This window comes from Amycolatopsis sp. NPDC043885, assembly GCF_056435685.1.
This window is the reverse complement of record NZ_JBWKEA010000001.1, coordinates 122,559-147,256: the sequence shown is the minus strand read 5'-3', so window position 1 is coordinate 147,256 and position 24,698 is coordinate 122,559. Positions and strand designations below refer to the sequence as shown.

Sequence of the window (24,698 nt, the reverse complement as noted above, 5' to 3'; positions counted from 1 at the left end):
GTCTCGCGAAACCCCGTGCGCCCGGGGGGGTGGGTGGGGGGGGGGGGGGGGGGTTTTTGGGGTTCCAACCAAAAACCCCCCCCACGACCCACCTGATGGCTTCGCTCCGTTGAGTTCCGGTGAAGTCGTGTGCCGGACCGCGCCCCATGCCGCGTTCGCTGTACCCCTCACCAATCGCTGTTGCCGGGACCCTGAGGCCTGCTTGCCGTGGCTAGTGGGACTCCTGCGGGTGCTGCCTCGGTACATGAAGCCCCCTTCATTGCGCCTAGCGCTGTGAAGGGGCCTTCACGCGCGTTGCTTGTGGCGTGTGGGGTCACTGGTGCGCTTGGGGTGGCTGGCCTTCACAGCACTTCACCCAGACCAGCCGCGCCCGGCAGAGTCCAACTCCCGCGAGCAGCAGGGGTAGCAAGGGACCTTTGCTACCACTTCGGCCCGGCTCGACCGTCAGGCAGCGCTCTGATCAGGCCGTTTGTGGTACGAGTCGACGTACTCCTGCCCCGAAAGCTCCAGGATCGCGTACATGATCTCGTCGGTCACCGAGCGCCGGATCGCCGGCGACGAGTCCTGCCCCTCGTACCGGGAGAAGTCCAGCGGCGAACCGTAGGTGACGGTGATCTTCGCCCGCCGCGGGATCCGCTTCCCGGCGGGCTGCAGGTATTCGGTCCCGGAAAGCGCGACGGGCACGACCTTCGCGCCGGTCGCCAGCGCCAGGGCCGCGACACCGGTGTGGCCGCGGTGCAGCCGCCCGTCCAGCGAGCGGGTGCCTTCGGGGTAGATCGCGAACGCGCCGCCCGCGTCGAGCACCTTCCGTGCCGCTTCCAGCGCGGCGAGGCCGGCTTGCGCGTTGCCGCGTTCGACCGGGACGTAGCCGAGGCCGCCCAGGAAACCGGCCATCAGTTTGCCCTTGAGCCCGCGATCGGTGAAGTACTCCGCCTTGCCGAGGAACTTGACCTGCCGCATCGCCGTGAAAGTGATCACGCCGGTGTCCAGCGCCGCCCGGTGGTTGGGTGCCAGCAGCACCGGCCCGGTGGCGGGAATGTTCTCCACGCCGCGGATCTCGGGGCGGTACAGCGCTCTGACCAGCGGGCCGAGCACGAATCGGACGAGTAGCGGTAGCAAGGTTCCTCCATCGACAGGGTGTCGGACTCCAGCATGGCACGATCACTACTCATGAGTTGGTTCGAGCGGCGTACGTGGCAGAACCCCGGCTGGACGGTCGATGACATCGTCGCTGCGAAGGGTGACCGGACGGTTTCGGTCGTGCTACCGGCACTCGACGAAGAGGACACCGTCGCCGAGGTCGTGGGGACGGTCCGGCCGTTGCTGGGCACGGTCGTCGACGAGCTGATCGTGATGGATTCCGGGTCCACCGACGCCACCGCCGAGCTCGCCGCCCGCGCCGGCGCGCGCGTGGTGCACCGCGAGGACGTGCTCCCCGAGCTGCCGCCGGTGCCGGGCAAGGGCGAGGTGCTGTGGCGGTCGCTGGCCGCGACGACCGGTGACGTCGTCGTGTTCCTCGACTCCGACCTCGTCGACCCGGATCCGGCGTTCGTGCCGACCCTGCTCGGGCCCCTGCTCTGCGAAACCGGCGTCCACCTGGTCAAAGGGTTCTACCGGCGGCCGCTGCGGCTGGAGAGCAGCGGCGGCGGCCGGGTCACCGAGTTGCTGGCACGACCGGTCCTCTCGGCGCTGCGCCCTTCGCTCTCCGGGCTCATTCAGCCCCTTGGAGGCGAGTACGCCGCGACGCGCGAGTTCCTCGAATCAGTGCCCTTCGCGGCCGGGTACGGCGTCGAGATCGGGCTCATTCTCGACGCCGAAGCGCGCTACGGCCTCGAAGGGCTCGCGCAGGTCAATCTCGGTGTACGCAAGCATCGCAACCGCTCGCTGCTTCAGCTCGGGGTGATGGCGCGCCAAATCCTCGGGACGGCGCTCGCGCGCTGCGGCATCAAGTCGGACGACCCGGCCCAGCTCACCCAGTTCGCGCAAGTAGGTGACGAATGGCTGCCGGACGTCGCCGAGGTGTCGGTGAGTGACCGGCCGCCGATGCGGGACGTGCGCGACCTACAGACGTAGGACTTCGTCGAACCCGGCGACCTGCGACTCACGATGCGTCACCAGGACGACGGTGCCGCGCGCGGCCGCGAGCACGTCCGCCAGGACGGCGTCGCCGTGCTCAGGGTCCAGCCCTTCGACAGGCTCGTCCAGCACGAGCACCGGCGGCGCGGCCAGCACCGCCCGAGCGAGCACGAGCCGCTGGCGTTGCCCGCCGGACAGCGAGTCGCCGTCTGAGCCGACTTCGCGATCCAGCGGCAGGTCGAAACCGGCCGTAGCGCACGCGTCGAGCAGTTCGGCGTCGGAAGAGCCGGGCTTCGCGAGCAGCAGGTTCTCCCGGACCGTCGTGTGGAAGACGTGCGCGTCCGCGAGCGCGCCCGTGATCACCGACGGCAGCAGCGTCGGGTCGTAGGTCTCCAGTGGTTTCCCGTTCAGCAGAGCGCGCCCGGACGTCGGCGCCACGGAACCCAGCAGTACGTTCAGCAACGTCGTCTTCCCGGCCCCGCTCGGCCCCACGATCCCGACCCGCTTGCCCGGCGGAAGGTCGAGGTCGACGCCGTCCAGCGCGGGGGCCCTGCCCTCGAACCGAACGCCGACCCCTTCGAGCCGCAGATGCCCAGGCTCGGGCGCCACGGTGCCGCGTGCGGGCGGCGGTTCCGTCAGCAGCGAGCGCACCCGCTCGGCCGACGCGCGGACCTCGATCCAGCGCTGGGCGGCCGCGATCAGGGGTAGGACCAGCTCGAACACGGCCAGCGCCCCGAGGGCCAGTGCCGCCGTCAGCGGCGGTGAAACCCCGGCGGTCAGCGCGATCGTGACGCAGGTCAGCAGCTGAACGAGGATCCCGGCCGCGGTCAGCAGGCTCGTGCGGTTCGCTGTCGCGCGGTCCCGCACCGCCAGTGCGTCGACAGCGGTGTGCGCGGCGTCCACAGTGGACTCGTGCACACCGTAGGCGATCAGCTCCCGACGCCCGGTGATCAGCTCGACCGACCGTTCGGCGAGGTCCGCGCGGGCCGGAGCGCTCTTCTCCGCCGCCGTGCGAGTGATCCGCACGCACGACCACGGCAAGCCGATCCCCGCGACGGCGAGCCCGACCGCCAGCACGAGCCCGGCGGCCGGGCTGGCGATCAGGGCGACCGTCGTCGACGCCGCACCCACGAACGCGGCGACACCGGCGGGCAGCAGGCACCGCAGGATCGCGTCCTGCACGGCGTCCACATCGGACACCAGCCGCGTGACGAGATCGCCGCCCGAATGCCGGGAGACCCGGTGCGGCAGCAACGACGTGTACACGCGGGTCCGCAGGGCGCCGAGATACCGCAGGACGACCTCGTGCCCGGCGAGCCGTTCCGCGTAACGCAGGCCGCCGCGCAGCAACGCCAGCGTCCGGACGGCGACGATCGCCACCGTGAGCGACGCCAGCGGCGGCTGTTCGGCCGCCTTCAGCAGCAGCCAAGCGGCCATGGCCATCAACGCCAGCCCGGCGATCTCCGCCCCGGCCCCGATCAGCCCGGCACGGACCAGTCGCAAGACGTCCTTTGTGGACGCACCCCAGACGTTCACACCAGTTCCCGTTCTCGTACGGCGCCCTCGTGGACTTCGAGGACGCGGGTGGCCAGTGCGGCCATCGCGGGCCGGTGGGCCACGAGCACCGCGGTCCGGCCGGTGAGCAGTTCGCGGGTCGCGCCAAGCACGGCGGCTTCGGTCTCCGCGTCGAGCCTGGCCGTCGGCTCGTCGAGCAGCGCGAGCCCCGCCTCCGTGCGGGCCAGTGCTCTGGCGAGACCCAGCCGTTGCCGCTGCCCGGCCGAAAGCGGGGCGCCCAGTTCGCCGATCCGCGTCCGGTAGCCGTCGGGCAACCCGCGCACGACCTCGTCGAACGCCGCCGCGCGTGCCGCGGCCTGGACTTCCGGCACCTGGCCCATGGCGATGTTCTCCTCGACGGTCCCGGTGAACAACGTCGGCCGCTGCGGCACCCAGGCCGCCCCGGCCCGCCACGCGACCGGATCCAGTTCGCGCAGCTCGACGCCATCGATGAGGACCCGGCCGGACGTCGGTGTCACGAAGCCCAGCAGGACCGCCAACAGCGTGCTCTTCCCGGAACCGCTGGGACCGACGAGCGCGACGTGCTCGCCCGAGTCGATCGTGATGTCCACTTCGGACAGTACGATCTCGTCGCCGTACGCGACGCTCACCTTCTCCAGCACGATCCGCGGCGCACCGCGGCCGGCCACGCGCGAACCGCGGACGACATCCTCCGAACGCACAGCCAGCGCCTCACGCAACGTGGCGAGCCCTTCGGCGCTGGCATGGAACTTCGCCCCGGCCGCCCGCAGCGGCAGGTACGCCTCCGGGGCGAGCAGCAGCACCAGCACCGCCGTGTGCACGACCATGCCGCCTTCGAGCAGCCGGAAACCGATCGGTACCGCGACCAGCGCCACCGAAAGCGTCGCCACCAGTTCCAGTACCAGCGCGGACAGGAACGCGACCCGCAGCGTGCGCATCGTCGCGTCGGTGTGCGCGTCCGCCATCGCCCGCACCGTCTTCGCCTGCGCCTCCGCGCGGCCGAACACCTTGAGGGTGCCGAGCCCGCGCACGACGTCGAGGAAATGCCCGCCCAGCTGGGAAAGCAGCGACCACTGCTTGGCGGTCTTCGCCTTGGTGTGCTGCCCGACCAGGATCGCGAACACCGGGATCAGCGGCAGCGTCGCGGTGATGATCAGCGCCGACGACAGATCCGCGGCGAACAGCCGGACGAGTACCGCGACCGGCACGGTCGCCGACAGCACCACCGTCGGCAGATAACCGGTCAGATAGCCGTCGCCCGCGTCGATCCCCTTGGTCACCAGGGTCGCGACCTCACCGGGCTTCTCCACGTCCGCGCCGAGCAGCCGTTTACGCAGCCCGGCCTTGACCGTCGCCGCGAACCGGCCGCCGACGGAGCCCTGGACGCCCGCGAGCAACGCCCGCACCGCGATGGCGGCCACGAGAGTCCAGGTCAGCCCGCCGCCGGTGAGCAGCGTCGCGAGGCCGTCGGCCTGGACGAGGATCGCCGCGGCGGTCAGCGTTCCGAGGACGGCCAGTACGCCGAAATGGCGTCGCAGCCCGGGAAGGGGAGGCATCTCAAGCTCCTAGAAGTGCAGCAGCGAGCGCTGGTCGACCCGGCTGTCGTGCTTACGCCAGGTCACCCATTGCACGGCGGCGATCGCCACCAACGCCGGAGGCAGGACGAACGTGAGCAGGCCGAGCATCTCGGTACTGGTGGCCGCTTCCGCCAGGCTCAACGAGAACCCTCCGTCCACAGAGGACACTAGCGCGTCCGGCAGACGTGCCGTACCGACGGCCAGCACCGGTGCCGCGGACAGCGTCATCGTGGCGACCAGCGCCGTCTTGTGTCGTCCGGCGCGCAAAGCCGCTGCCGCGACGCCCAGCGCGCCGAACGCCAGCACGATCGCGGGCAGCACGGACCACGACGCGGTGGTCTCGACGGCGCCCCAGCCGACCGCCACGACCAGGAACGCGAGCGACGGTGCGAGCAGCGCCTTGGCGATCCGGTTCGCGCGGGCGGTGAGCTCGGCGGGCGCCCGAACGGCGAGGAAAGCCGCGCCCTGCAAGGCGAACAAGGCGACGAACCCCGCGCCCCAGAGCAGCGCGTACGGGCTGAATACCGCGAGGACGTCGCCGGTCGGTTTCCCGGCCGCGTCGAGCGGGAGCCCGAGGACGAGATTGCCGAGGAACACACCCCAGGACACCGCCGTCACCCAGGCGCCGACGGTGATCGCCAGCGTCCAGGCACCGCGGCCCGCGTCCGGCCGCCTGCTGCGCAGCTGCACCGCCGCGGTGAAGGTGACCAGCCCGAGCAGCAGGGTGACGACCGGGAGATACGCCCCGGCGAACACTTTTCCTTCCAGATGCGGGAAAGCGCCGAACAGGACACCGACCGCGGCCACCAGCCACACCTCGTTGGCCAGGAAGAACGGGCCGAAGGCGCCGAGCACGCGCCGCCGCCCTGTCTCGTCACGGCCGAGCCTGCCGAGCAGCATGCCGACGCCGTAGTCGTAGCCGGCCAGCGCGAAATAGCCGGCGGTCAGGAAACCGAGCACGCACCACCAGAGGATCACCATCGGTCAGACTCCGCTCAGAACGGGAAGCTCGGCACGGGGCGCGGCCGCCTCTTCGACGGGTTCCGGGCCGCGTTTCGCGACCCGTGACATCAGCACCCAGTCGGCGATCGCGAGCACCAGGAACAACAGGGTGAAAGCGATGAAGGAGAACAGGATCTGCCCCGCCGGGATCGCCGCGACGGCGTCGGCGGTGGTCAGCTGCCCGCGGATCAGCCACGGCTGGCGGCCGATCTCCCGCACCAGCCAGCCGAGGATCGCCGCGACGAACGGCAGCGGGATGGCCAGCACCATCACGTACAGCAGCGGCCGCACCTTGGTGATCCAGTTCCGGAACAGCAGCACCGTGCCGAGGAGCGAAGCGAAGAAGGCGATGAACCCGATCTGGATCATGAAGCCCAGTGAGGCGCCGACCAGGGGATCCGCTCCGTCGAGCTTGCCGGGATGGTAGTCACCGAGCGGGCCGAACTGGCCGAAACCGAAGTTGATCACCAGTGTGCTGCCGATCAGTGAGGCGAGTACGCCGACCCGCATCGAACGCCGGAAGAACTCGATCTCCTCGGTGCGCTTGATGAAGTGGTACGCGCTGACGCCGACCACGAAGAAGCCGCCGGTCATCAGCGCCGCGCTCAGCACGTGCGGCAGCGACATCGTCAGCGCCGGGTTGGTGAACAGCGCGCCGAAGTCGTCGAGTTCGAGCACGCCGTTCTCGGCGTGCGTGCCGACCGGGTTCTGCAGGAACGAGTTGGCCACCATGATGAACAGCGCCGAGGCGTACGCGGTCAGCGTGACCAGCCAGATCAGCGTCAGGTGGACCCATTTGTTCAGCCGCCCCCAGCCGAAGATCCAGAGCCCCAGGAAGGTCGATTCGGCGAAGAAGGCCACCAGCGTCTCGATGGCCAGCGGTGCGCCGAAGACGTCGCCCGCGACCGCGGACAGGCCGGTCCAGGTGAGTCCGAACTGGAATTCCATCACGATTCCGGTGACGATTCCCAGCGCGTAATTGATCACGTAAAGCTTGCCCCAGAAACGAGTCATCCGCGTGAATTCCGGCTTGCCGCCGAACGCGGAGCGTGTCTGCATCACCGCGACGAGTGTCACGAGCCCCAGTGTGAGCAGTACGAACAGGAAGTGGAACGAGGTCGTCGTCGCGAACTGGAGTCTCGCGATCGGGAGTGCGTCCATGTCGAGGCACTGTATACGTAGGCTGCCTACATGTAGCCACTAAATCTATGAAATCGGGGTGATCTCGGGGACATTCCCTGAGGCCGGTCCGGGAAAGTCCCGGCTACCCTGGTATGCGGCGATGTGTAGACTGTCTATCTATGAAGGCCGACAGTCTGCGCGGGCACCTCGACGCGCTGCTCCTCGCCGTCCTCGACGGCCGGAAGCTGCACGGGTACGCCATCATCGAGGCGCTCCAGCTCCGCAGTGACGGTGCGCTCGACCTGCCGACGGGCACCGTCTACCCGGCGCTTCGCCGTTTGGAGCGCGCCGGATTCCTCGCCAGCGAATGGGACGTCGTGTCCGGCCGCAAACGTCGTACGTACAAGCTCACGCGCTCAGGACAGAAGGCACTGGCCGCGGAACGGGCGGAGTGGCAGGAGTTCACCACCGTGATCGGTGGTGTCCTCGGGGGGAGCACGGCATGAGCGCGATCGACGGCTACATCGGCGATCTGGGCAGGCGGCTGAACGGGTCGCCGAGGGCGAAGACCGATCTGCTCATCGAGGCCAGGGACGGTCTGGTCGACGCGGCCGAGGCGTATCGCGAGGGTGGCGTCGACGAGGCGGAAGCCGAACGTCGTGCGGTCGCCGACTTCGGCCCGGTCGCCCTGATCGCGCGCGACTATCAGGCCGAGCTGGCGTTGCGCGGTGACATCGGCACCCTGTGGAAGGTCATCGTCGGAATCCCGCTGATTCAGATGAGCTGGGAGCTGGCGCGGATCTGGACCTATGGCGACTGGAGCCGTTCGGGGAAGCCGAACCCGGAGTGGTACATGTCCGTCATCGAACTCTTCGGCGTCCTGGTCATCGTTCCGCCGCTGATCGGCGTGGTCGCGCTTTTCGGTGCCCGGCGGCTGGGGCGCAGGCTCGACAGCGTCAGGCTGGGGAAGGTGACGCGGTGGACGGTGGGCGCCGCGGCGAGCACGAACCTGCTGGCGCTGCTGCTGCTCACCGTGGGCACCGCTGCCCTCGATCCGTCCAGGATGAACGTGAGCCTGGCGTGCAACGTGCTGGCGGCGGGCTGGGCGGCGTTCAGTCTTTGGTTGCTCGCGCCCGCCTTCCGGTCCCGGCGCGCGCTCGCCGCATGAACGCGATCGAGGCCTACATCGGCGATCTCGACGGCAGGCTGCGCGGGCCGTCGGCGGCGAAAGCCGATCTGCTCACCGAGGCGAGGGACGGTCTGGTCGACGCGGCCGACGCCTATCGCGCGGGCGGTGCCGACCAAGCCGAAGCCGAACGCCGTGCCGTCGCGGACTTCGGCCCCGCAGACCTGATCGCTCGCGACTACCAGGTGGAACTGGGTCTCCGGCGGGACATCCGCGTGCTGTGGGAGCTGATCGCCGGTGTCCCGCTGCTGATCCTCGCCTGGGATCTGGCGCGGGTCTTCGCCGACTGGTCGCGGCTCGGCGCTCCGCCGTCCTGGTACCACCGCGCGATCGGCGTGGCCGACACGCTGGCGGCGCTGTCCCCGGCCGTCGCGATCGCCGGGCTGCTCGCGGCACGGCTGCTCTCGCGGCGGACGGCCGGTCCGCCGGTCGCGCGCGTGGTCTCGTGGACGCTGGCCGCGGCCGTGGGCTTGAACCTCGTCGCGGTCGCGACCTACGGCGGCGCGACCGGACTTCTGGAGCCCGCCCGCCTGCTCGTCAGCGTGCCGTGCGCGGTCCTGTCCGGGACCTGGATCCTGTTCAGCATGCGGCTCACGGTCGCCGCGCGGAGTTGGAGAACCACGGCATGACAGTGATCGAGGCCTACCTCGGGGAGCTGCGCACGCGGCTGGACGGCCCGGCGTCGGCGAAACGGGATCTGCTGCGCGAGGCGCGCGACGGGCTCAACGACGCGGCGGACGCGTACCGCGACGGCGGCTGGAGCGAACACGAGGCGCAGCGGCGCGCCGTCGCCGACTTCGGGCCGGTGCACCTCATCGCCAGGGACTACCAGGCCGAATTGGGTATGCACAGCGGCACCCGCACCCTGTGGAAACTGATCCTCGGCGTGCCGCTGATGCAGCTCGCCTGGGAGCTCGCCCGGAAATGGACCTTCGGCGACTGGTCGCAGCTCGCGCCGACGCCGGGTTGGTACAAGTACATCGCCCAGTTCACCCACGGTTCGGTCTTCATCGTGCCGGTGCTGGGCGTGATCGCCCTCGTCTCCATGCGCTGGCTGTCCCGGCGGATGGACGGCACCCGGCTGGTCAAGACCGCCGGCGTGCTGATCGGCGAGGCCGTCGGGCTGAATCTGCTTTCGGTGGCGCTGCTGGTGATCGCCACCGGGTTCATCGACGCGTCGAGGCTGTTCCTGTCGGTGCCGTGCGGGATCCTCATGGTGCTCTGGGTGGTGGTCAGCGTGCGACTCGCGTTGCTGGCGCGACGATCGTGGCGTTCGTGTGCCACGATCGTGACGTGACGACCGCCCTGATCTATCTCGTAGTCATGCTGCTGGTGGCCGCCGTGGTGTTTCTGCTGGCCGCCGTGGTGTTCGGCCGGGGTGAGGAGCTGGCCCCGCTGCCGCCCGGCAGTTCGCCGACCAGGCTGCCCGCCGAGGACATCACCGCCGAGGACGTCCACGCCGTCCGCTTCCAGATGGTGCTGCGCGGCTACAAGATGTCCGAAGTGGACTGGGTGATGCGGCGGCTCGGCGTCGAGATCGAGGAGCTGCGCGCCAAGGTGGCCGAGCTGGAGGCCGAGCGCGAGGCCGCCAGGTGACCGATGTCGTCGTCTCCGTCGACGTCGCGGTACCGGCCGGGACGGCTTGGCTCGCCCTGACCGATTGGGAACGCCAGGGCGAATGGATGCTCGGCACCGAGGTCGAGGTCGTCGAAGGCAACGGGCGTAGCGTGGGCTCGAAACTGTCGGCGTTCACCGGCGTGGCCGGGATCGGGTTCACCGACACCATGGAGATCACCAGCTGGGAACCGCCGCTGCGCTGCGTCGTGCGGCATACCGGCAAGATCGTGCGGGGCACCGGGGTGTTCCAGGTGATCGAAAAGGGGCCGCACGCGTCGACGTTCGTCTGGGCGGAGCATCTGCGGCCGCCGTTCGGCGTCGTCGGGCGGCTCGGCTGGCCGGTCGCGAAACCGGGGTTCGAACTGGGGCTGCGGCTTTGCCTGCAGAGATTCGTGAAGTACGCGGAGGGGTATCGGGTTGGCTGAGGCGGGTCTGCTGGGCGCGGACGGGATCAAGCGGTGTTCGTGGGGCAACTCGGCCCTGGACTACGTCGAGTACCACGACACCGAATGGGGTGTCCCGCTCCACGGCGACGAGGAACTGTACGAGCGTCTGTGCCTGGAGTCGTTCCAGTCCGGGCTTTCGTGGATCACGATCCTGCGGAAACGCGAGTCCTTCCGGGAGGCGTTCGCCGGATTCGTGCCGGAGAAGGTCGCCGTCTTCACCGACGACGACGTTGCCCGGCTCATGGAAGACGCTTCGATCGTGCGGAACCGGGCCAAGATCCTGGCGGCGATCAACAACGCGCGGGCGATCGAGGAACTCGACGGTTCGCTGGACGACCTGCTGTGGTCGTTCGCGCCTTCCTCGCATACCCGGCCGCGGCGGATGGCGGACGTCCCGGCGATCACCGACGAGTCGAAGGCGATGGCGAAGGAACTCAAGAAGCGCGGCTTCGTGTTCCTCGGGCCGACGACCTGTTACGCGCTGATGCAGGCGACGGGGATGGTCGACGACCACGTGAAGGACTGTTTCCGGGCCCGGTCGTGAGTGGCGATTCGGGTTAGAACCCGAATCGCCACTCACGACCCAGCGGCTACTTGCCCTGGAAGTTCGGCTTGCGCTTGCCCACGAAGGCCTCGACGGCCTCGGTGTGGTCGGCGGTCGCGCCGAGCGCGGTCTGGGCCTCGTCCTCGGCCGCCAGCGCGGTTTCGAGGGACGACTCGGCGGCGACCGACAGGACGTTCTTGATTTTCGCGTACGCGACCGTCGGGCCGGCCGCGAGCTTCGCGGCGACCTTCTGCGCGCGGGCGGCCAGTTCCTCGTCCGGAACGACCTCGCTGACCAGGCCGAGTGTCAGCGCTTCAGCGGAGTCGACCGTGCGCGCCAGCAGCATCAGTTCCGCCGCTCGGCCGAGACCGATCAGCCGCTGCAGCGTCCACGACGCGCCCGAGTCCGGGCCGAGGCCGACGTTCGCGAACGCCATCAGGAAGTTCGCCGACGTCGCGGCGATCCGGAGGTCGCTCGCGTACGCGAAGGCCGCGCCCGCGCCGGCCGCGGGGCCGTTCACCGCCGCGATGACCGGCTTCGGCATCCCGACGATGGTCTTGACGATCGGGTTGTAGTGCTCCTTGACCGTGTGTAGCGGCGCGGGGTCACCCGCCTGCAGCAGGCCGACGTGCTCCTTCAGGTCCTGCCCGGCGCAGAACGCCTTGCCCGAGCCGGTCAGTACGACCGCGCGGACGCTGTCGTCGGCCGCGGCCTCGGTCAGGCCCGCCAGCAGCAGTTCCTTGAGTTCGACGGTCAGCGAGTTGTACGCCTGCGGCCGGTTCAGCGTGAAGGTGCGCACGCCATCGGCGTCGGCGGTCAGCAGAACGTCGGATGTGGTCACGGGATCTCCTAGTCGGCGAAACTGCGGTCGGAGACGAGTCTTTCAGCCTCGCGAGTCGCATACCAGCACCGATACGGCGGCAAAAGATCGGTCCGCGTTCGCGCTCGGCCGCTGATGAGGGACAATGGACAGTAGACCCGGCTGGCTTTGACGAGCGCGACCCGGGCGCGCCGGTTGAGACGGAGGGAGCACGCTATGGCGGCCATGAAGCCCCGGACCGGAGATGGTCCCCTCGAAGTGACTAAGGAGGGGCGGGGCCTCGTGATGCGCGTACCACTCGAAGGTGGTGGGCGCCTCGTCGTCGAACTCTCCGCGGAAGAAGCGAAGGATCTCGGCGCGGCCTTGCAGGAGGTCACCGGCTGAGCCGGACCGCACCAACGTTCAACCACCCGCACCCCGGTCTCCCCTCGGAGGCCGGGGTCGCGGTTCATCTGCGCCCGGAGGTCGCTCACTGTGCGTAACCCGCTACCCCCCGTTCCGGGGAAGCTGCTCGAACTCGAGGTCTCGGACGACCTAAGGCGCGGTACGCCGCTGGCCACGCTGGTCGCCGCGCCGTCCGAAGAGGACGGTGACGCCGGACTCGCGGAGATCGGCGGCGTGCGGCCCACCGGCAAGGCCGGTGACGTGCAGACCGTGCCGACCGGCGGTGTCCGCTGGCTGGCGGGTGTCGGCGACGGTGAGCCGAAGCAGTACCGCAAGGCCGGCGCCGCGCTGGTCCGCGCCGTCTCGTCGGCGCTGGAAGAAGACGTCAAGGCTGGGCAGAAGGCGTTCCGCGCCTTCGCCGTCGAGCTGCGCGAGGACGCGGGCGCCGAGCACGTCGAGGAACTCGCGTTCGGGCTGCTGCTCGGCGGTTACCGGTTCACGGTGACGGCCGAGGACCCCAAGCCGAGCCTGCGGACCGTGCGCTTGATCACACGTCACGAGCACGCCGTGGACGCCTTGGAGCGGGTCCGCGAACTCGCCGCGGCTGCCGCGTTCGCGCGCGACCTGGCGAACACGCCGTCGAACGTCAAAACCCCCGCTTGGCTCGCTGACACGGCCGCCCGGGCCGCCGGTGGCATCCCGAACCTGACCGTGACGGCGCGGGACGAGAAGTGGCTGGCCGAGCAGGGCTTCGGCGGCGTCCTCGCCGTCGGCGGCGGGTCGGCCGCGCCGCCGCGGCTGATCGAGCTGGAGTACCGGCCGCGCGGAGCGACGACGCATCTGCTGCTGGTCGGCAAGGGCATCACCTTCGACACCGGCGGTCTTTCGATCAAACCGGCCGATGGCATGCACCTCATGCGCACCGACATGGCGGGCGGCGCGGCGATCATCGCCGCGGTCCGTGCCATCGCGGCGCTGCGCCTGCCGGTCAAGGTGACCGGGCTGGTGCCCGCCGCCGAAAACCACGTGTCCGGTTCGTCGTACCGGCCCGGCGACATCGTCCGGCACTACGGCGGCAAGACCACCGAGGTGGGCAACACCGACGCCGAGGGCCGCATGGTCCTGGCCGACGCGCTCGTCTACGGCATCAAGAAGCACAAGCCGGACGCGGTGATCGACGCGGCGACCCTGACCGGCGCCATGAAGGTCTCGCTCGGCGTCCGCACCGGCGGCGTCTTCGCCACCGAAGACGCGCTCGCGGAGCGGGTCACGAAGGCGGGCGAGCGGGTCGGCGAGGCGTGGTGGCGGATGCCGCTGCTGGAGGATCTGGCCGAATCCGTGCAGGGCTCGCTCGGTGACGTCCGGCAGGCGCCGGGTGGTCCCGGCGGCATCGTCGCGGCGCTGTTCCTGCGGGAGTTCGTCGGCGACGTGCCGTGGGCGCATCTCGACATCGCCGGCCCCGCGCGGGCCGACAAGACCTACGCCGACGTCGTGCCCGGGGCCACCGGTTTCGCGGCGCGGACGCTGGTCGAACTGGTCGCTTCCTACGCCTGACCCGCGGTTACCTGCGGGGCGGGAGCAAGGGACCTTTGCTACCGCCCCGCAGGTCGACCTTGGGCATGGGCTGGGTCCGCGCGTCTCCGGCATGGGCGGTGAGCCGTCGGGCGATCCCGGTCGCCGGGCCCTTCAGGTACCGGAACACGAGCCATGCCGTGACCGAGCCGAGGACGAGCCCGGCGAGCACGTCGTGCGGGTAATGCGCGCCGACGAACACCCGTGAGAAGCCCATCAGCAGGGCGCCCGGGAGCACCCACGGCGCGAGCCGGCGCCAAGCGAGTGCCAAGCCGACGGCGGCCGCCGCGGCGATCGTGGAGTGATTGCTCGGCAAGGACCAGTCGCCCGTCGGCGGGCATTCGACGAGTGTGACCAGGTGACGGCACGGCCGGTCCTCCTGGATCACGCTCTTCACCCCTTCGCTGATCAAGTACGCGATCGCGGTCGCGGCGGGCGGCAGCAGCGCCACGGCCAGCCGGACGGGTGAGGTGCGGGCCCGCCACAACAGCCAGGCGAAGAGCGCCGCGAAGGCGAGTAGTCCTGCCTCGGTGAACAGGATTCCCGTCGCCTGAAGCCAGCTCGGGCTCTCACTCGCCAACTCCACGATGTCGTCGTACATTCACCCGAAGTTAGCGAAAATGCTTCCCTGCCGGGGTGGACGAACGGCAGTGATCGACCCTGACGATCGTCACCAAGGCTGCGCGCGGACTCGCTCACGGAACCGCAGCACGGCGGGCGGCAGGACCACGTCGCGCCGCCAGGCCAGCCCGATGGTCCGCCCGACCGGCGGCACCAGCGGGACTTCGACGACCCCCGCGGGGCTGCCCGGCTCGAAACGGGGGAGCAGCGCGACGCCGAGCCCGGCCGCGACCAGCCCGCGGACTGTGTCGGATTCCTGCCCTTCGAAGGCGATCTTCGGCTCGAAGCCGGCCGCGGCGCACAGGTCGTCGGTGATGGTGCGGAGTCCGTACCCGGTTTCGAGGAGCACGAATTCCTCGTCCTTGAGGTCCTCGATGGCGGCGCTGGGCCGGTCGGCGAGGCGGTGCGACGTCGGAACGGACAGGAAGATCTCCTGCTCGGTGAGCACGGCGGCGTCGAGCAGCGGGTCGTCGACGGGTGCGGGCGCGAGCAGCGCGAGGTCGAGTTCTCCGCTGGTCAGCCTGTCGACCATGTCCTGACGTGACCCCTGGACCAGGGTGAACCGGACGCCCGGATGGTCCGCGCGGTAGCCGCGGAGCAACGTGGGGACCAGCGACCTGCCGAGCAGGTGCAGGAAGCCGAGGACGACGTGCCCGGATTCGGGGTCGACCTCTTCGCGGGCTTGGCGGACTCCGGCGTCGACGGCGGCGAGGGCACGTTCGGCGGCATCGGCCAGCAGCTCGGCGGCCCGGGTGAGCCGGATGCCGCGGCCGTCGGGGACCGTGAGAGGGGCGCCGAGGGCCTCGCCGAGCGCCGAGATCCGGCGGCTTACCGTGGGCTGGGGGACACCGAGCAGCTCGGCCGCGCGTGTGACGTTCGTCGTGCGGCGGAGTGCGGTGAGCAGCGCGAGCTGCGGGGCTAGCTGGGCGGTCATCCTTTCATTCAGCACGGTATCGATTGTGGCAGATGAGCGTATTAGACGTATCGTTTAGCCAGGCTTAGCTTCGGGACCGTGCCTGCCACCGGAACCACCCGCCGCGTGACGATCGCCGTCGCCGCGGCCGGGATCTCCTCGTTCGCGCTGCTCTACGCGCCGCAGCCGGTGCTGCCGCAGCTGGCCGAGCAGTATCACCTCGATCCCGGTGGCGCTTCGCTCGCGGTGAGTGTCGCGACCGGTGCGCTCGCGATCGCCGTCCTGCCCATCGCGGCGCTCTCCGAGGTCGTGGGTCGGCGTCCGGTGATCATCGCTTCGGTGGTCGCGTCGGTCGTGTTCGGTTTCCTGCTGCCGCTGGCGCCCAGCTACCCGGCGCTGCTCGTGCTTCGGGCGCTGCAGGGGGTCGCGATCGCGGGGTTCCCCGGAGTGGCCGCCGCCTACCTCGCGGAACGGCTCGGCAAGGCCGGGCTCGCGGCGGCGGTGGGCGCGATGATCGCCGGGAACACCATCGGCGGCATGATCGGACGGCTCGCGGCCGGGTTCACCGCCGGACCGTTCGGCTACCACGGCGCGCTGCTCGTGGTCGCGGGGATCGGGCTGGTCTGCACGGTGGTCACGGTGCTGGCCCTGCCGCCGGGGGAGCAAGGGACCTTTGCTACCACTTTCGCGGATCGTCGCAGGTCAGAGCGGTTAGGTGAGCAGGGCAGGGCGGTATTGGCCGGGCTCGGCGCGGCGGTGCGGAAGCCGGTCCTGTTGGTCCAGTACGCGGTCGCGCTGCTGGCGATGGGCTCCTTCGTCGCGCTGTACAACGCCGCCGGATTCCGCCTGACCGGTGAGCCGCTGAACCTCTCGCCCGCGATCGCGTCGCTCGTCTTCCTCGCGTACGCGATGGGCTCGGTCTCGTCGGCGACGGCGGGCAAGCTCGTCGGCCGATTCGGCCGCCGCCGGTCGCTCGCGGGTGCCCTGCTGCTCACGATCGCGGGCGCCGCGCTGACGCTGTCCGACTCGCTGCCCATGGTCGTCGCCGGGTTCGTGGTGCTGACCGGCGCGTTCTTCGCCGCGCACGCCGTCGCCAACGGCTGGGCCGCCGCGGAGGCGCCCGAGAACGCCCGAGGCCAGGTAGGCGGGCTCTACACGCTTTCATACTACCTCGGCAGCAGTATCGGCGGCGCCGTCGGCACGACCGTCTTCGGGCGCGCGGGCTGGACCTGGCTGATCGTGCTCACCGCCGCCTGGCTGGCCCTCGCCGCGGTGGCCGTGGTCGCGGTGATCCCCAAGTCCGTGAAGGCCTCCTTCCCTACTTTGAGGGTAGGCAAGGAGGCCTTCACGGAACGGGTCTGAAAAGTGGTAGCAAAGGTCCCTTGCTACGCGATCGCGGCGACCAGCAGCCCGCCGCCCACCGGCAACAGTGCCGGGACCAGCCGCTCGTCCTCACGGAAGGCCCGCGCGACCTCCCGCAGCGCGAGGGTGTCCGGATCACGTCGTGAGGGATCGGTCACCCTGGACCCCGAGACGTTGTGGAATGCCAGTATCCCGCCGGGCCGGAGCAGCGAGACGGCCTTCTCGTAGCAGCTCGGGTACTCGACCGGCGCCGAATCGACGAACACCAGGTCGTAGCCGCCGGGGGTGAGCCGGGGGAGGACGTCGAGCGCGCGCCCCATGATCAGGCGGGTCCGCCCCGGCGCGTAGCCGGCCTCGCGGAACGCCGTCCGCGCCGCCCGGTGGTACTCCGGCTCGATGTCGATCGAGGTGAGGATCCCGTCGTCGACCATGCCGCCGAGCAGGCACAACCCGCTCACCCCGGCCCCGGTCCCGACCTCGACGACAGCCTTCGCCCGCAGCGTCGTGGCGAGAAAACGCAGAGTCGCACCCGCGCCCGCGCTCAGCGGACCGCATCCCAGATCGGCCGACCGCGCCCGCGCGGCGGCCAGTACCTCGTCGTCGGGGACGTATCCGTCGACGAGGTCGGCGTCGGCGGCCTCGGCAGGCGAGCCCGCATGCGTCCCGGAATTCACACGCGGAGGTTAGCGCTGCCTATCGTCAAAAGAGCGAAGACTCCCTGGTACCGACTTCTCAGCCTCCTCTCAGTCCAGTCTCACTAGAAACATAAGCAGGCCGGACAGACTGGTCCTCGACAACGGGAACACCGTGCTCATCGCCCGCGTTGGGTGGAGTAGTTGGGAGAAGACGCTGATGGAGGTGCCTACTTCCCCGATGCAGGACACGATGCAGGACCAGCACGCGGACCAGGTCACGCCGGTGACGGTGGACGAGGCCGCATGGACGCCGCCCTCGTGGGACGAGGTCGTGCGTGAACACGCCGACCGCGTGTACCGGCTGGCGTACCGCCTGACCGGTAACGCCCATGACGCCGAGGACCTGACGCAGGAGACCTTCATCCGGGTCTTCCGCTCCCTCGCGTCCTACAAGCCCGGCACGTTCGAAGGCTGGCTGCACCGCATCACCACGAACCTCTTCCTCGACATGGCCCGCCGCCGCTCGCGCGTGCGGATGGAAGGCCTCCCCGAGGACACCGACCGCATCGTCGGCGACGACCCGAGCCCCGAGCAGGTCTACTCGGACACGCATCTCGACCCGGACCTGCAGGCCGCGCTCGACGAGTTGCCGCCCGAGTTCCGTGCCGCGGTCGTGCTGTGCGACGTCGAAGGCCTCTCGTACGAGGAGATCGGCGCCACCCTCGGTGTCAAGCTCGGCACCGTGCGCAGCCGGATCCACCGCGGCCGCCAGGCGCTTCGCGCTTCTTTGGAGCGCCGTCGCGCCGCGGCGCAGGAGTCTGCGAAGGTGGGGGTATGACCGCACCGCGAGGTTGGGGACTCCCCGAGTCGCATCTGCTTCCGGACGCCATCGTCGCCTTCGTCGACGGGGAGCTGTCCCTCGGCGCCCAGGACAGGGCCTCGGCGCATATCGCCCGCTGCCAGGCGTGCGCGGCCGAGGTGACCGCGCAGCGCCAGGCCGTCGCCGCCGTGAAGCAGGCGGGAGCCCCGTCGATGTCGGCGGGTTTCCTGGCCAGCCTGTGCTCCATCCCGCAGAACACCGAACTTCCCGGCACACCGGACAACCTGGCGATGACCGCCGACGGTCAGCTGGTGGCCATCCAGCGGCCCGACCGGGTCGCCGGCCTGCGCGACACCGGGGTTTTGGGCGGTACAGCGCCGTTGGGATCAACGGCGCCACTGGGCCAGTCGCCGAACGTCCTCGGCGGCGGGCGGTTCGGTCTCGCCCGGCGGAAGTACGCGCAGGGCGCCGGAGTCGTCGTTTCGGGCCTGGTCCTGAGCGCCCTGGCCCTCGTCGCGACCTCGGGTGACGGCACCGAAGACCAGCCGGCCACCGGTTTCACCCCGCCGCAAGGCGTCAACGCCGGGCTGCTGCCCGCGCAGCTGGGCGGCGGCGCCCAGCCGGAACCGCCGCGCAGCACCACGCCGACCCCGAGCACGTCCAGCGTGCCCATGCCGGTGTCCGCCCGCTGATCTGCTTCGTCAGGGCGTGACGAAGCAGATGGTCGCGCTCTTGAACTTCGAAGTCCCTTGCTGATCTTCAGCGGCGGTGGTGTCGTAATCTCGATGTCGTCGAAACACAGTCCGACCTTGGCGTTGATCGCCAGGCGCAGGGCGACGCCCTCCCCGCGCAGCGGCGTCGGGACGGCGTACTCGTAGAAACCGTCCTTGCAGTTCCAGTCGCCCTTGTCGACCCCGGTGAGCTCACCGCGTACGGCGCTTGCGGTGAATCGCACGGCGTCGGGACCGCGTCAGCCTCCTCAGCGTGATGGCCACGACGAGCGAGGCGGCGAACAGGACCATTTGGACTTTGAAAGGAGAAGCCCTCCTTCTTGGGCGGCTGCTGAGACCATTGCTGGCGAGGGACAGGCGTGAGACATAGTTGACTCAAGTGTCACATTTCTTGCCGGTTCGGGGAATCAACGCGCACTTCACCGTGGTCACGGCAGAATCCCGGGTAAGGCCTGGCGTACTCTCGCGTCCGGCCAACCTGATCTCAGCCCCGGGGAATGATGACCGAGCAGCCGAACGCGAATCCGCAGCAGCCTGGTGACCCGGCGGGGGATCGGCTGGCGCCGCGCCCGCTGGCCAGGCCCGCCGTCGATCCGGCGCAGGCGGCCACGTTCGGCAGGCCGCACGGTGTCGACGGTGCCTTCGACAAGCTGTACCAGCCGGGCGCCAACGGGCAGTCCGCGCCGGGGCTGAACCTCGCGCCCCCCACGCCGGAATCGCTGGCCGAGGCCTTCCGCCGCCCGCCGGGCGCCGAAGGTGTCGTGCTGGAGCGGCCGCACGGGACCAACGGCTCCGCACCGTCCGCAAACGGCGCCGAAGGCCCGCTCTGGACCACGACCTCGGATCCCTGGCGTGACCCGTCGTCCGGCGCGGTGCTCGCCGGGCCCGCCGTGCACCAGGACTCGGAAGAGGAGAAGGACGCGAAGCGCCCGCAGGGTGCGCTGCTGAGCCTTCCGGAGGTCCTTTTCGGGCGGCGTGTGCAGACGAAGGCGCTGGCGATGCTCGCCGCCGTCGCGTTGGTCATCGGCGCCGCCGGCGGGCTGATCGGCTGGTGGTTCGCCGACACCGGCACCGAACTGACCGGGCAGGCCAGCATCTCCGAAGCCGACGCGGCCAAGGAGCGTCCGGCGGGTTCGATCGCTGACATCGCCCACCGGGTGGCGCCCGCCGTGGTCTCGCTCGAAGTGTTCAAACCCGGCGCCGACGCGGGCCAGCAGGGCTCCGGCGTCGTCATCGACACCCAGGGCTACGTGCTCACGAACGAACACGTGATCTCCGCTGCGACGGCCGACGCGGCCACCAAGGTCACCGCCGTGTTCTTCGACGGCAGGCGCGTCGAGGCGAAGGTCGTCGGCGCCGACCCCAAAACCGACCTCGCCGTGGTCAAGGTCGACGTCAAGAACCTGACCGCGCTACAGGTCGGGAAGTCTTCCGACCTCGCCGTCGGCGACTCGGTGATCGCCGTCGGTTCGCCGCTGGCGCTGCAGAACTCGGTCACCGCGGGCATCGTGAGCGCGCTCAACCGCCCGGTGACCGCCGGTGGCGACGGCGGCAGCGCGCCGGTGATCTACGAGGCCATCCAGACCGACGCCGCGATCAACCACGGAAACTCGGGCGGCGCGCTCGTCGACGCGACCGGTGCGCTGGTCGGGATCAACTCCGCGATCCGCTCTTCCAGCGCCGAAGGCGGCAGCATCGGCATCGGGTTCGCCATCCCCAGTGACTACGCGGTGAAAATCGCGAAAACACTGATCAAGGACGGCAAGGTCGTCCATCCCGACATCGGCATCAACGCTTCATCGACCGTCGCGGGCTCCAGCACCATGGGCGCACAGGTTCGCAACGTCGCCCCTGGCGGCCCCGCGGCCTCCGCCGGGATCAAAGAAGGCGACGTCATCACGGAAGTCGGCGGACGGCTCGTGCGCGACTCGGCGGAACTGCTCGTCGCGGTCCGCGCTCGCGAAGTCGGCGAAGTGGTCCCTGTCCGCCTTGTCCGGGATGGGTCTTCTCTTGTCGTGGACGTGAAACTGGCCTCGGACTAGCGAGTTCGGCCGGGTACCCTGAACGGGGAAGACGCCGAGGCGGAGGTTCACACGGGTGTTCGAGAGTGTCGGCTGGGGAGAGATCCTCATCATCGTCGTCGCGGGTCTTTTCATCCTCGGTCCGGAACGGCTGCCCGAAGCGGCGTCCTGGGTGGCGAAGAGCGTCCGCAAGGTCCGCGACTTCGCGACCGGGGCCAAGACGCAGCTGCGTGAGGAGATGGGCCCGGAGTTCGATCAGCTGCGCAAGCCGCTGGAGGACCTGAGGGGCCTGCGGAACTTCGACCCGAAGCGGGTCGTCACCCAGCACCTGTTCGACGGTGACTCGGATCCGCTGGGGCTCAACAACATCAACGGCACCAATGGTGCCAACGGGACGAACGGTGCCAACGGGGCTTCGAAGCCCAACGGCTACCCGGCGACGGCTTCGCAGCCCGAGCCTCTGAAGCCGGGGGAGCGCCCTCCGGTCGACCCGGACGCCACCTGACCCCACGCATTTAGTCCTCTGAATGCGGTCCTTGCGTGTGCAAGTACCGCATTCAGAGGACTAAATGCGTAAGAGGGGGAGTCAGCGGCCGGCGGGAGTGACGTTCAGCATCATCCCGGCCAGCCCGCGTGCCCGGACGGTCAGCTTCTTCGCCGCCTCCTTGAGCACGAGCGACGCCGGGGCGTCCGGCTCGGCCAGCACGATCGGCGTCCCGGCGTCGCCGTTGGAGACCACGCGCGGGTCCATCGGGACCTGACCGAGCAGCGGCACGGTCGACCCGACCGACTTCGACAGCGAGTCGGCCACGGACTGCCCGCCGCCGGATCCGAAGATCTCCATCTTCTGCCCGTCGGGCGTCTCCAGCCACGACATGTTCTCGATGACCCCGGCCACGCGCTGCCGCGTCTGGAGCGCGATCGCGCCCGCGCGCTCGGCCACCTCGGCGGCCGCCTGCTGCGGAGTGGTGACGACCAGGATCTCCGCGTTCGGGATCAGCTGCGCCACCGAGATCGCGATGTCACCGGTGCCCGGCGGCAGATCCAGCAGCAGGATGTCGAGGTCGCCCCAGAACACGTCGGCGAGGAACTGCTGCAACGCGCGGTGCAGCATCGGCCCGCGCCACACCACGGGGGTGTTGCCCGGGGTGAACATGCCGATCGAGATGACCTTCACGCCGTGCGCCTGGGGCGGCATGATCATGGTGTCGACCTTGGTCGGCTTCTCCCGCGCTCCGAGCATCCGCGGCACCGAGTGCCCGTAGATGTCCGCGTCCACCACGCCGACGGAAAGCCCGCGTTCGGCCATCGCGGCCGCGAGGTTCACCGTCACCGAGGACTTGCCGACACCGCCCTTGCCGGACGCGACGCAGTAGACCCGCGTCAGCGAACCGGGCTGCGCGAACGGGATCACCGGCTCCGCGGCGTCGCCGCGCAGCGATTTTCGCAGCTCCGTGCGTTGCTCGTCGCTCATCACGTCGAGCTCGACCCGGACGTCGCTGACGCCGGGGAGCTTCTTGACGGCTTCGGTGGTGTCGTTGGTCAACGTCGCCTTCAGCGGGCAACCGGCGACCGTCAGGTAGATCCCGACGGTGACCACACCGTCCGAGCCGACCTCCACGTCCTTGACCATGCCGAGTTCGGTGATCGGTTTCTTGATCTCCGGGTCGTACACGGCCTTCAGCGCGGTGCGGACATCGTCGACGCTGGGGAGTTGCTGCGTACTGGTCACCCCACCATGTTACGTACCGGTAGGCGGAGCTGGACGGACCCGCCTGGCCGAAGGCCCCGGGATCACAGCGGCAGGGCGCCCTGGCGAGCAAGAAGTGACCTGTTCGGCCAGCGTGCGCCCTGGCGATGGGATCGCGGCCGGGGGCTCATCCGCAAAAATCAAGTACCGGTAGGGGCGCGGTCGGGTTTGGCCTTGCGCGGCTTGGCGTCAAGATCCTCACGGAGCCGGTCGAGTTCGCCCCGCAGGAAGTCCCGGGTGGCGACCTCGCCGAGCGCGATCCGCAGCGAAGCCAGCTCCCGCGCGAGGTATTCGGTGTCCGCCTTCGTCTGCGCGGCGCGATTGCGGTCTTCCTCCAGCGAGACGCGGTCGCGGTCGTCCTGCCGGTTCTGCGCCAGCAGGATCAGCGGCGCGGCGTACGCGGCCTGCGTCGAGAACGCCAGGTTCAGCAGGATGAACGGGTACGGGTCCCACCGCAGCGAGACCGCGACCAGGTTCAGCACGATCCAGACGATGACGATCAGCGTCTGCCAGAACAGGTACTTGCCGGTGCCGAGGAACCGCGCGACCCGTTCGGTGAGCCTGCCGAAGGTGTCCGGATCGATGTTCAGCCTGAACCGGCTCTGGCCGCGGGGCTGGTCGAGCCGCCGCCCGGACATCAGTTCAGGCACGTTCGGCCTCCTCGGTGATCTCGCCGGTGATGTCGTGCAGCCCGGTCGAGCGCCAGTCCTCCGGGAGCAGGTGGTCGAGCACGTCGTCGACGGTGACCGCGCCGAGCAGGTGGTCTTCGGCGTCCACCACCGGCCCGCAGGTGAGGTTGTAGGCGGCGAAGTAGCGGGTGACCTCGGACAAGGTGGCGTTCGGCCGCAGCGCGGGCAGCTGGGAGTCGACGGCGCTCGCCACCATCTCCGCGGGTGGTTCGCGCAGCAGACGCTGGAAGTGCACGACGCCGACGAAGCGCCCGGTCGGCGTCTCCGTCGGCGGACGGCAGACGAACACCATGCTCGCCAGCGCCACCGGGAGGTCCGCGTTGCGGATATGCGCGAGCGCCTCGGCGACCGTGGCGTCCGGCGTCAGCACCACCGGTTCGGGCGTCATCAACCCGCCCGCGGTGTCGGAGGAATACTCCAGCAGCCGCTTCACCGGCGCCGACTCCTCGGGTTCCATCAGCTCCAGGAACCGGTTCTGTTCGGCGGGCGCCAGCTCGGCCAGCAGGTCGGCGGCGTCGTCGGGGTCCATCGCTTCGAGGATGTCGGCTGCGCGTTCCTCGGCGAGGTAGGACAGCAGTTCCTTCTGGTCGTCTTCGGGAAGCTCCTCGATGACGTCAGCCAGGTGCTCGTCGTCCATCGCGTCGGCGACCTCGTGCCGTCGTTTGAGCGGCAGATCGCGGACCGTGGCGGCGACGTCGGCCGCGCGCATGGTGTCGAACAGCATAAGCAGCTGCGCTGCGCCCTGGGTCTGGCCGGTCAGGTCGGTGAGCCCGAGCCCGGACACCTCCGCCCACGGCAGCACCTGCATCGCCGAGCGCCGTCTGCCGAGGCCGAGCCTGCTCGACCGTTCCCGGATCGCGAGTTTCGCGAGCACCCAGTCCCGCGTCCGGGTCGGTTCCATGCCGGCGTCGACGACGGTGACCCGCGTGTCCGAGCCGGCGAGGGTGGCGTGCGCGTCGAACAGCTGCCCGACCACCAGCACCTCGTTGGGCCGTTGGTGGAACCGCCGCATGTTCACCGATCCGGTGGCGAGCGTGACCGCGCTGGGCTCGATCGAGGTCACGCGCAACATCGGCACGAACACGCGGCGCCTCGTCGTCAGCTCGACCACGATGCCCAGGATCCGCGGGGGTTGCTGGTCCAAGCGCAGGCCCGCCACCAGGTCCCGCACCTTGCCGATCGATTCACCATCGGGGCCGAAAACCGGCAAACCGGCCAGCTGAGCTGCGAATACCCTGTTCACGGCTGCCATGCCCGAAGGTTATCCGCTCCCG

27 protein-coding genes are annotated in these 24,698 nt (G+C 69.9%); 15 read left to right on the top strand and 12 right to left on the bottom strand.

Going from position 1 to position 24,698, the window contains the following annotated elements; translation table 11 throughout:
• Positions 1 to 444: 444 nt before the first annotated feature.
• Positions 445 to 1,119 carry a lysophospholipid acyltransferase family protein gene (locus AC069I_RS00725; protein ID WP_478264581.1) on the bottom strand — a complete coding sequence of 225 codons (675 nt, stop codon included), beginning with the start codon at positions 1,117 to 1,119 and terminating at the stop codon, positions 445 to 447.
• A 51-nt stretch (positions 1,120 to 1,170) separates the two neighbouring features.
• On the opposite strand from AC069I_RS00725, the gene AC069I_RS00720 reads away from it, so the two are divergent.
• Positions 1,171 to 2,073 carry a glucosyl-3-phosphoglycerate synthase gene (locus AC069I_RS00720; RefSeq protein WP_478264580.1) on the top strand — a complete coding sequence of 301 codons (903 nt, stop codon included), beginning with the start codon at positions 1,171 to 1,173 and terminating at the stop codon, positions 2,071 to 2,073.
• On the opposite strand, the gene cydC is transcribed toward AC069I_RS00720, so the two are convergent.
• The 4 genes from cydC to AC069I_RS00700 are packed head-to-tail and all read right to left on the bottom strand — an operon-like array spanning position 2,062 to position 7,352.
• Positions 2,062 to 3,612: a thiol reductant ABC exporter subunit CydC gene (cydC, locus tag AC069I_RS00715; protein ID WP_478264579.1), complete on the bottom strand. Its 1,551-nt coding sequence runs from the start codon at positions 3,610 to 3,612 to the stop codon at positions 2,062 to 2,064. The two genes, AC069I_RS00720 and cydC, sit on opposite strands and share 12 nt — an antisense overlap.
• Positions 3,609 to 5,168 (bottom strand): thiol reductant ABC exporter subunit CydD, encoded by a 1,560-nt coding sequence (gene cydD / locus AC069I_RS00710; RefSeq protein WP_478264578.1) that lies wholly within the window; start codon positions 5,166 to 5,168, stop codon positions 3,609 to 3,611. Before cydD ends, cydC begins: the two co-directional genes overlap by 4 nt.
• Positions 5,169 to 5,177: 9 nt before the next feature.
• Positions 5,178 to 6,170: a cytochrome d ubiquinol oxidase subunit II gene (locus AC069I_RS00705; protein WP_478230806.1), complete on the bottom strand. Its 993-nt coding sequence runs from the start codon at positions 6,168 to 6,170 to the stop codon at positions 5,178 to 5,180.
• 3 nt (positions 6,171 to 6,173) lie between these two features.
• Positions 6,174 to 7,352 (bottom strand): cytochrome ubiquinol oxidase subunit I, encoded by a 1,179-nt coding sequence (locus AC069I_RS00700; protein ID WP_478230805.1) that lies wholly within the window; start codon positions 7,350 to 7,352, stop codon positions 6,174 to 6,176.
• 140 nt (positions 7,353 to 7,492) lie between these two features.
• Here AC069I_RS00700 and AC069I_RS00695 point away from each other — a divergent pair, with 140 nt between their 5' ends.
• From AC069I_RS00695 to AC069I_RS00665, 7 genes are read left to right on the top strand one after another with little or no spacing between them, the layout of a single operon-like run.
• Positions 7,493 to 7,819: a helix-turn-helix transcriptional regulator gene (locus tag AC069I_RS00695; protein WP_005155407.1), complete on the top strand. Its 327-nt coding sequence runs from the start codon at positions 7,493 to 7,495 to the stop codon at positions 7,817 to 7,819.
• Complete coding sequence (locus AC069I_RS00690; protein ID WP_478264577.1) at positions 7,816 to 8,481, top strand: permease prefix domain 1-containing protein; 666 nt, start codon at positions 7,816 to 7,818, stop codon at positions 8,479 to 8,481. The genes AC069I_RS00695 and AC069I_RS00690 overlap by 4 nt, the downstream gene beginning before the upstream one ends.
• Positions 8,478 to 9,128, top strand: coding sequence for a permease prefix domain 1-containing protein (locus AC069I_RS00685; protein ID WP_478264576.1), 651 nt, complete (start codon positions 8,478 to 8,480; stop codon positions 9,126 to 9,128). Before AC069I_RS00690 ends, AC069I_RS00685 begins: the two co-directional genes overlap by 4 nt.
• Positions 9,125 to 9,796: a permease prefix domain 1-containing protein gene (locus tag AC069I_RS00680; protein WP_478230802.1), complete on the top strand. Its 672-nt coding sequence runs from the start codon at positions 9,125 to 9,127 to the stop codon at positions 9,794 to 9,796. Before AC069I_RS00685 ends, AC069I_RS00680 begins: the two co-directional genes overlap by 4 nt.
• A complete protein-coding gene (locus AC069I_RS00675) occupies positions 9,793 to 10,095 on the top strand; it encodes a DivIVA domain-containing protein (RefSeq protein ID WP_478230801.1) in 303 nt (100 codons plus the stop codon). Before AC069I_RS00680 ends, AC069I_RS00675 begins: the two co-directional genes overlap by 4 nt.
• Positions 10,092 to 10,541: an SRPBCC family protein gene (locus AC069I_RS00670; protein ID WP_478230800.1), complete on the top strand. Its 450-nt coding sequence runs from the start codon at positions 10,092 to 10,094 to the stop codon at positions 10,539 to 10,541. The genes AC069I_RS00675 and AC069I_RS00670 overlap by 4 nt, the downstream gene beginning before the upstream one ends.
• Positions 10,534 to 11,106: a DNA-3-methyladenine glycosylase I gene (locus AC069I_RS00665; RefSeq protein ID WP_478264575.1), complete on the top strand. Its 573-nt coding sequence runs from the start codon at positions 10,534 to 10,536 to the stop codon at positions 11,104 to 11,106. The genes AC069I_RS00670 and AC069I_RS00665 overlap by 8 nt, the downstream gene beginning before the upstream one ends.
• A 46-nt stretch (positions 11,107 to 11,152) precedes the next feature.
• On the opposite strand, the gene AC069I_RS00660 is transcribed toward AC069I_RS00665, so the two are convergent.
• A complete protein-coding gene (locus tag AC069I_RS00660) occupies positions 11,153 to 11,947 on the bottom strand; it encodes an enoyl-CoA hydratase/isomerase family protein (protein WP_126736366.1) in 795 nt (264 codons plus the stop codon).
• Positions 11,948 to 12,142: 195 nt separating this feature from the next.
• Between AC069I_RS00660 and AC069I_RS00655 the strand changes: the two genes are divergently transcribed.
• Entirely contained in the window at positions 12,143 to 12,310 is a 168-nt protein-coding gene (locus tag AC069I_RS00655; RefSeq protein ID WP_005155393.1) for a DUF3117 domain-containing protein, read from the top strand.
• Positions 12,311 to 12,400: 90 nt separating this feature from the next.
• A complete protein-coding gene (locus tag AC069I_RS00650; RefSeq protein ID WP_478264574.1) occupies positions 12,401 to 13,864 on the top strand; it encodes a leucyl aminopeptidase family protein in 1,464 nt (487 codons plus the stop codon).
• A 7-nt stretch (positions 13,865 to 13,871) separates the two neighbouring features.
• On the opposite strand, the gene AC069I_RS00645 is transcribed toward AC069I_RS00650, so the two are convergent.
• Both AC069I_RS00645 and AC069I_RS00640 read right to left on the bottom strand, forming a co-directional pair.
• A complete protein-coding gene (locus AC069I_RS00645; RefSeq protein ID WP_478264573.1) occupies positions 13,872 to 14,483 on the bottom strand; it encodes a phosphatase PAP2 family protein in 612 nt (203 codons plus the stop codon).
• A gap of 69 nt (positions 14,484 to 14,552) precedes the next feature.
• Positions 14,553 to 15,437 (bottom strand): LysR family transcriptional regulator, encoded by an 885-nt coding sequence (locus AC069I_RS00640; RefSeq protein ID WP_478228465.1) that lies wholly within the window; start codon positions 15,435 to 15,437, stop codon positions 14,553 to 14,555.
• A gap of 105 nt (positions 15,438 to 15,542) precedes the next feature.
• Between AC069I_RS00640 and AC069I_RS00635 the strand changes: the two genes are divergently transcribed.
• Complete coding sequence (locus AC069I_RS00635) at positions 15,543 to 16,778, top strand: MFS transporter (protein ID WP_478265144.1); 1,236 nt, start codon at positions 15,543 to 15,545, stop codon at positions 16,776 to 16,778.
• Positions 16,779 to 16,801: 23 nt separating this feature from the next.
• Here AC069I_RS00635 and AC069I_RS00630 read toward each other — a convergent pair whose 3' ends face one another.
• Complete coding sequence (locus AC069I_RS00630) at positions 16,802 to 17,452, bottom strand: O-methyltransferase (RefSeq protein WP_478228372.1); 651 nt, start codon at positions 17,450 to 17,452, stop codon at positions 16,802 to 16,804.
• Positions 17,453 to 17,630: 178 nt separating this feature from the next.
• Here AC069I_RS00630 and sigE point away from each other — a divergent pair, with 178 nt between their 5' ends.
• From sigE to tatB, 4 genes are all read left to right on the top strand, one after another.
• Positions 17,631 to 18,251: an RNA polymerase sigma factor SigE gene (sigE, locus tag AC069I_RS00625; RefSeq protein WP_037332153.1), complete on the top strand. Its 621-nt coding sequence runs from the start codon at positions 17,631 to 17,633 to the stop codon at positions 18,249 to 18,251.
• The gene (locus AC069I_RS00620) at positions 18,248 to 18,925 is read left to right on the top strand and encodes an anti-sigma factor family protein (protein WP_478264572.1); all 678 of its coding nucleotides are present in this window, start codon (positions 18,248 to 18,250) and stop codon (positions 18,923 to 18,925) included. Before sigE ends, AC069I_RS00620 begins: the two co-directional genes overlap by 4 nt.
• Positions 18,926 to 19,464: 539 nt before the next feature.
• A complete protein-coding gene (locus AC069I_RS00615) occupies positions 19,465 to 21,006 on the top strand; it encodes a S1C family serine protease (protein WP_340684455.1) in 1,542 nt (513 codons plus the stop codon).
• Between the two features lie 55 nt (positions 21,007 to 21,061).
• Positions 21,062 to 21,490, top strand: a complete 429-nt coding sequence (tatB, locus tag AC069I_RS00610; RefSeq protein WP_478228374.1) for a Sec-independent protein translocase protein TatB — start codon at positions 21,062 to 21,064, stop codon at positions 21,488 to 21,490.
• Between the two features lie 81 nt (positions 21,491 to 21,571).
• Here tatB and AC069I_RS00605 read toward each other — a convergent pair whose 3' ends face one another.
• The 3 genes from AC069I_RS00605 to AC069I_RS00595 form a co-directional block, all read right to left on the bottom strand.
• Positions 21,572 to 22,717: an Mrp/NBP35 family ATP-binding protein gene (locus AC069I_RS00605; RefSeq protein WP_340684453.1), complete on the bottom strand. Its 1,146-nt coding sequence runs from the start codon at positions 22,715 to 22,717 to the stop codon at positions 21,572 to 21,574.
• A gap of 158 nt (positions 22,718 to 22,875) precedes the next feature.
• Positions 22,876 to 23,385 carry a DUF1003 domain-containing protein gene (locus tag AC069I_RS00600; RefSeq protein ID WP_340684452.1) on the bottom strand — a complete coding sequence of 170 codons (510 nt, stop codon included), beginning with the start codon at positions 23,383 to 23,385 and terminating at the stop codon, positions 22,876 to 22,878.
• On the bottom strand, positions 23,378 to 24,676 hold the full coding sequence (locus AC069I_RS00595; RefSeq protein WP_478234486.1) for a magnesium transporter MgtE N-terminal domain-containing protein: 1,299 nt from the start codon (positions 24,674 to 24,676) through the stop codon (positions 23,378 to 23,380). The genes AC069I_RS00600 and AC069I_RS00595 overlap by 8 nt, the downstream gene beginning before the upstream one ends.
• Positions 24,677 to 24,698: the final 22 nt, after the last annotated feature.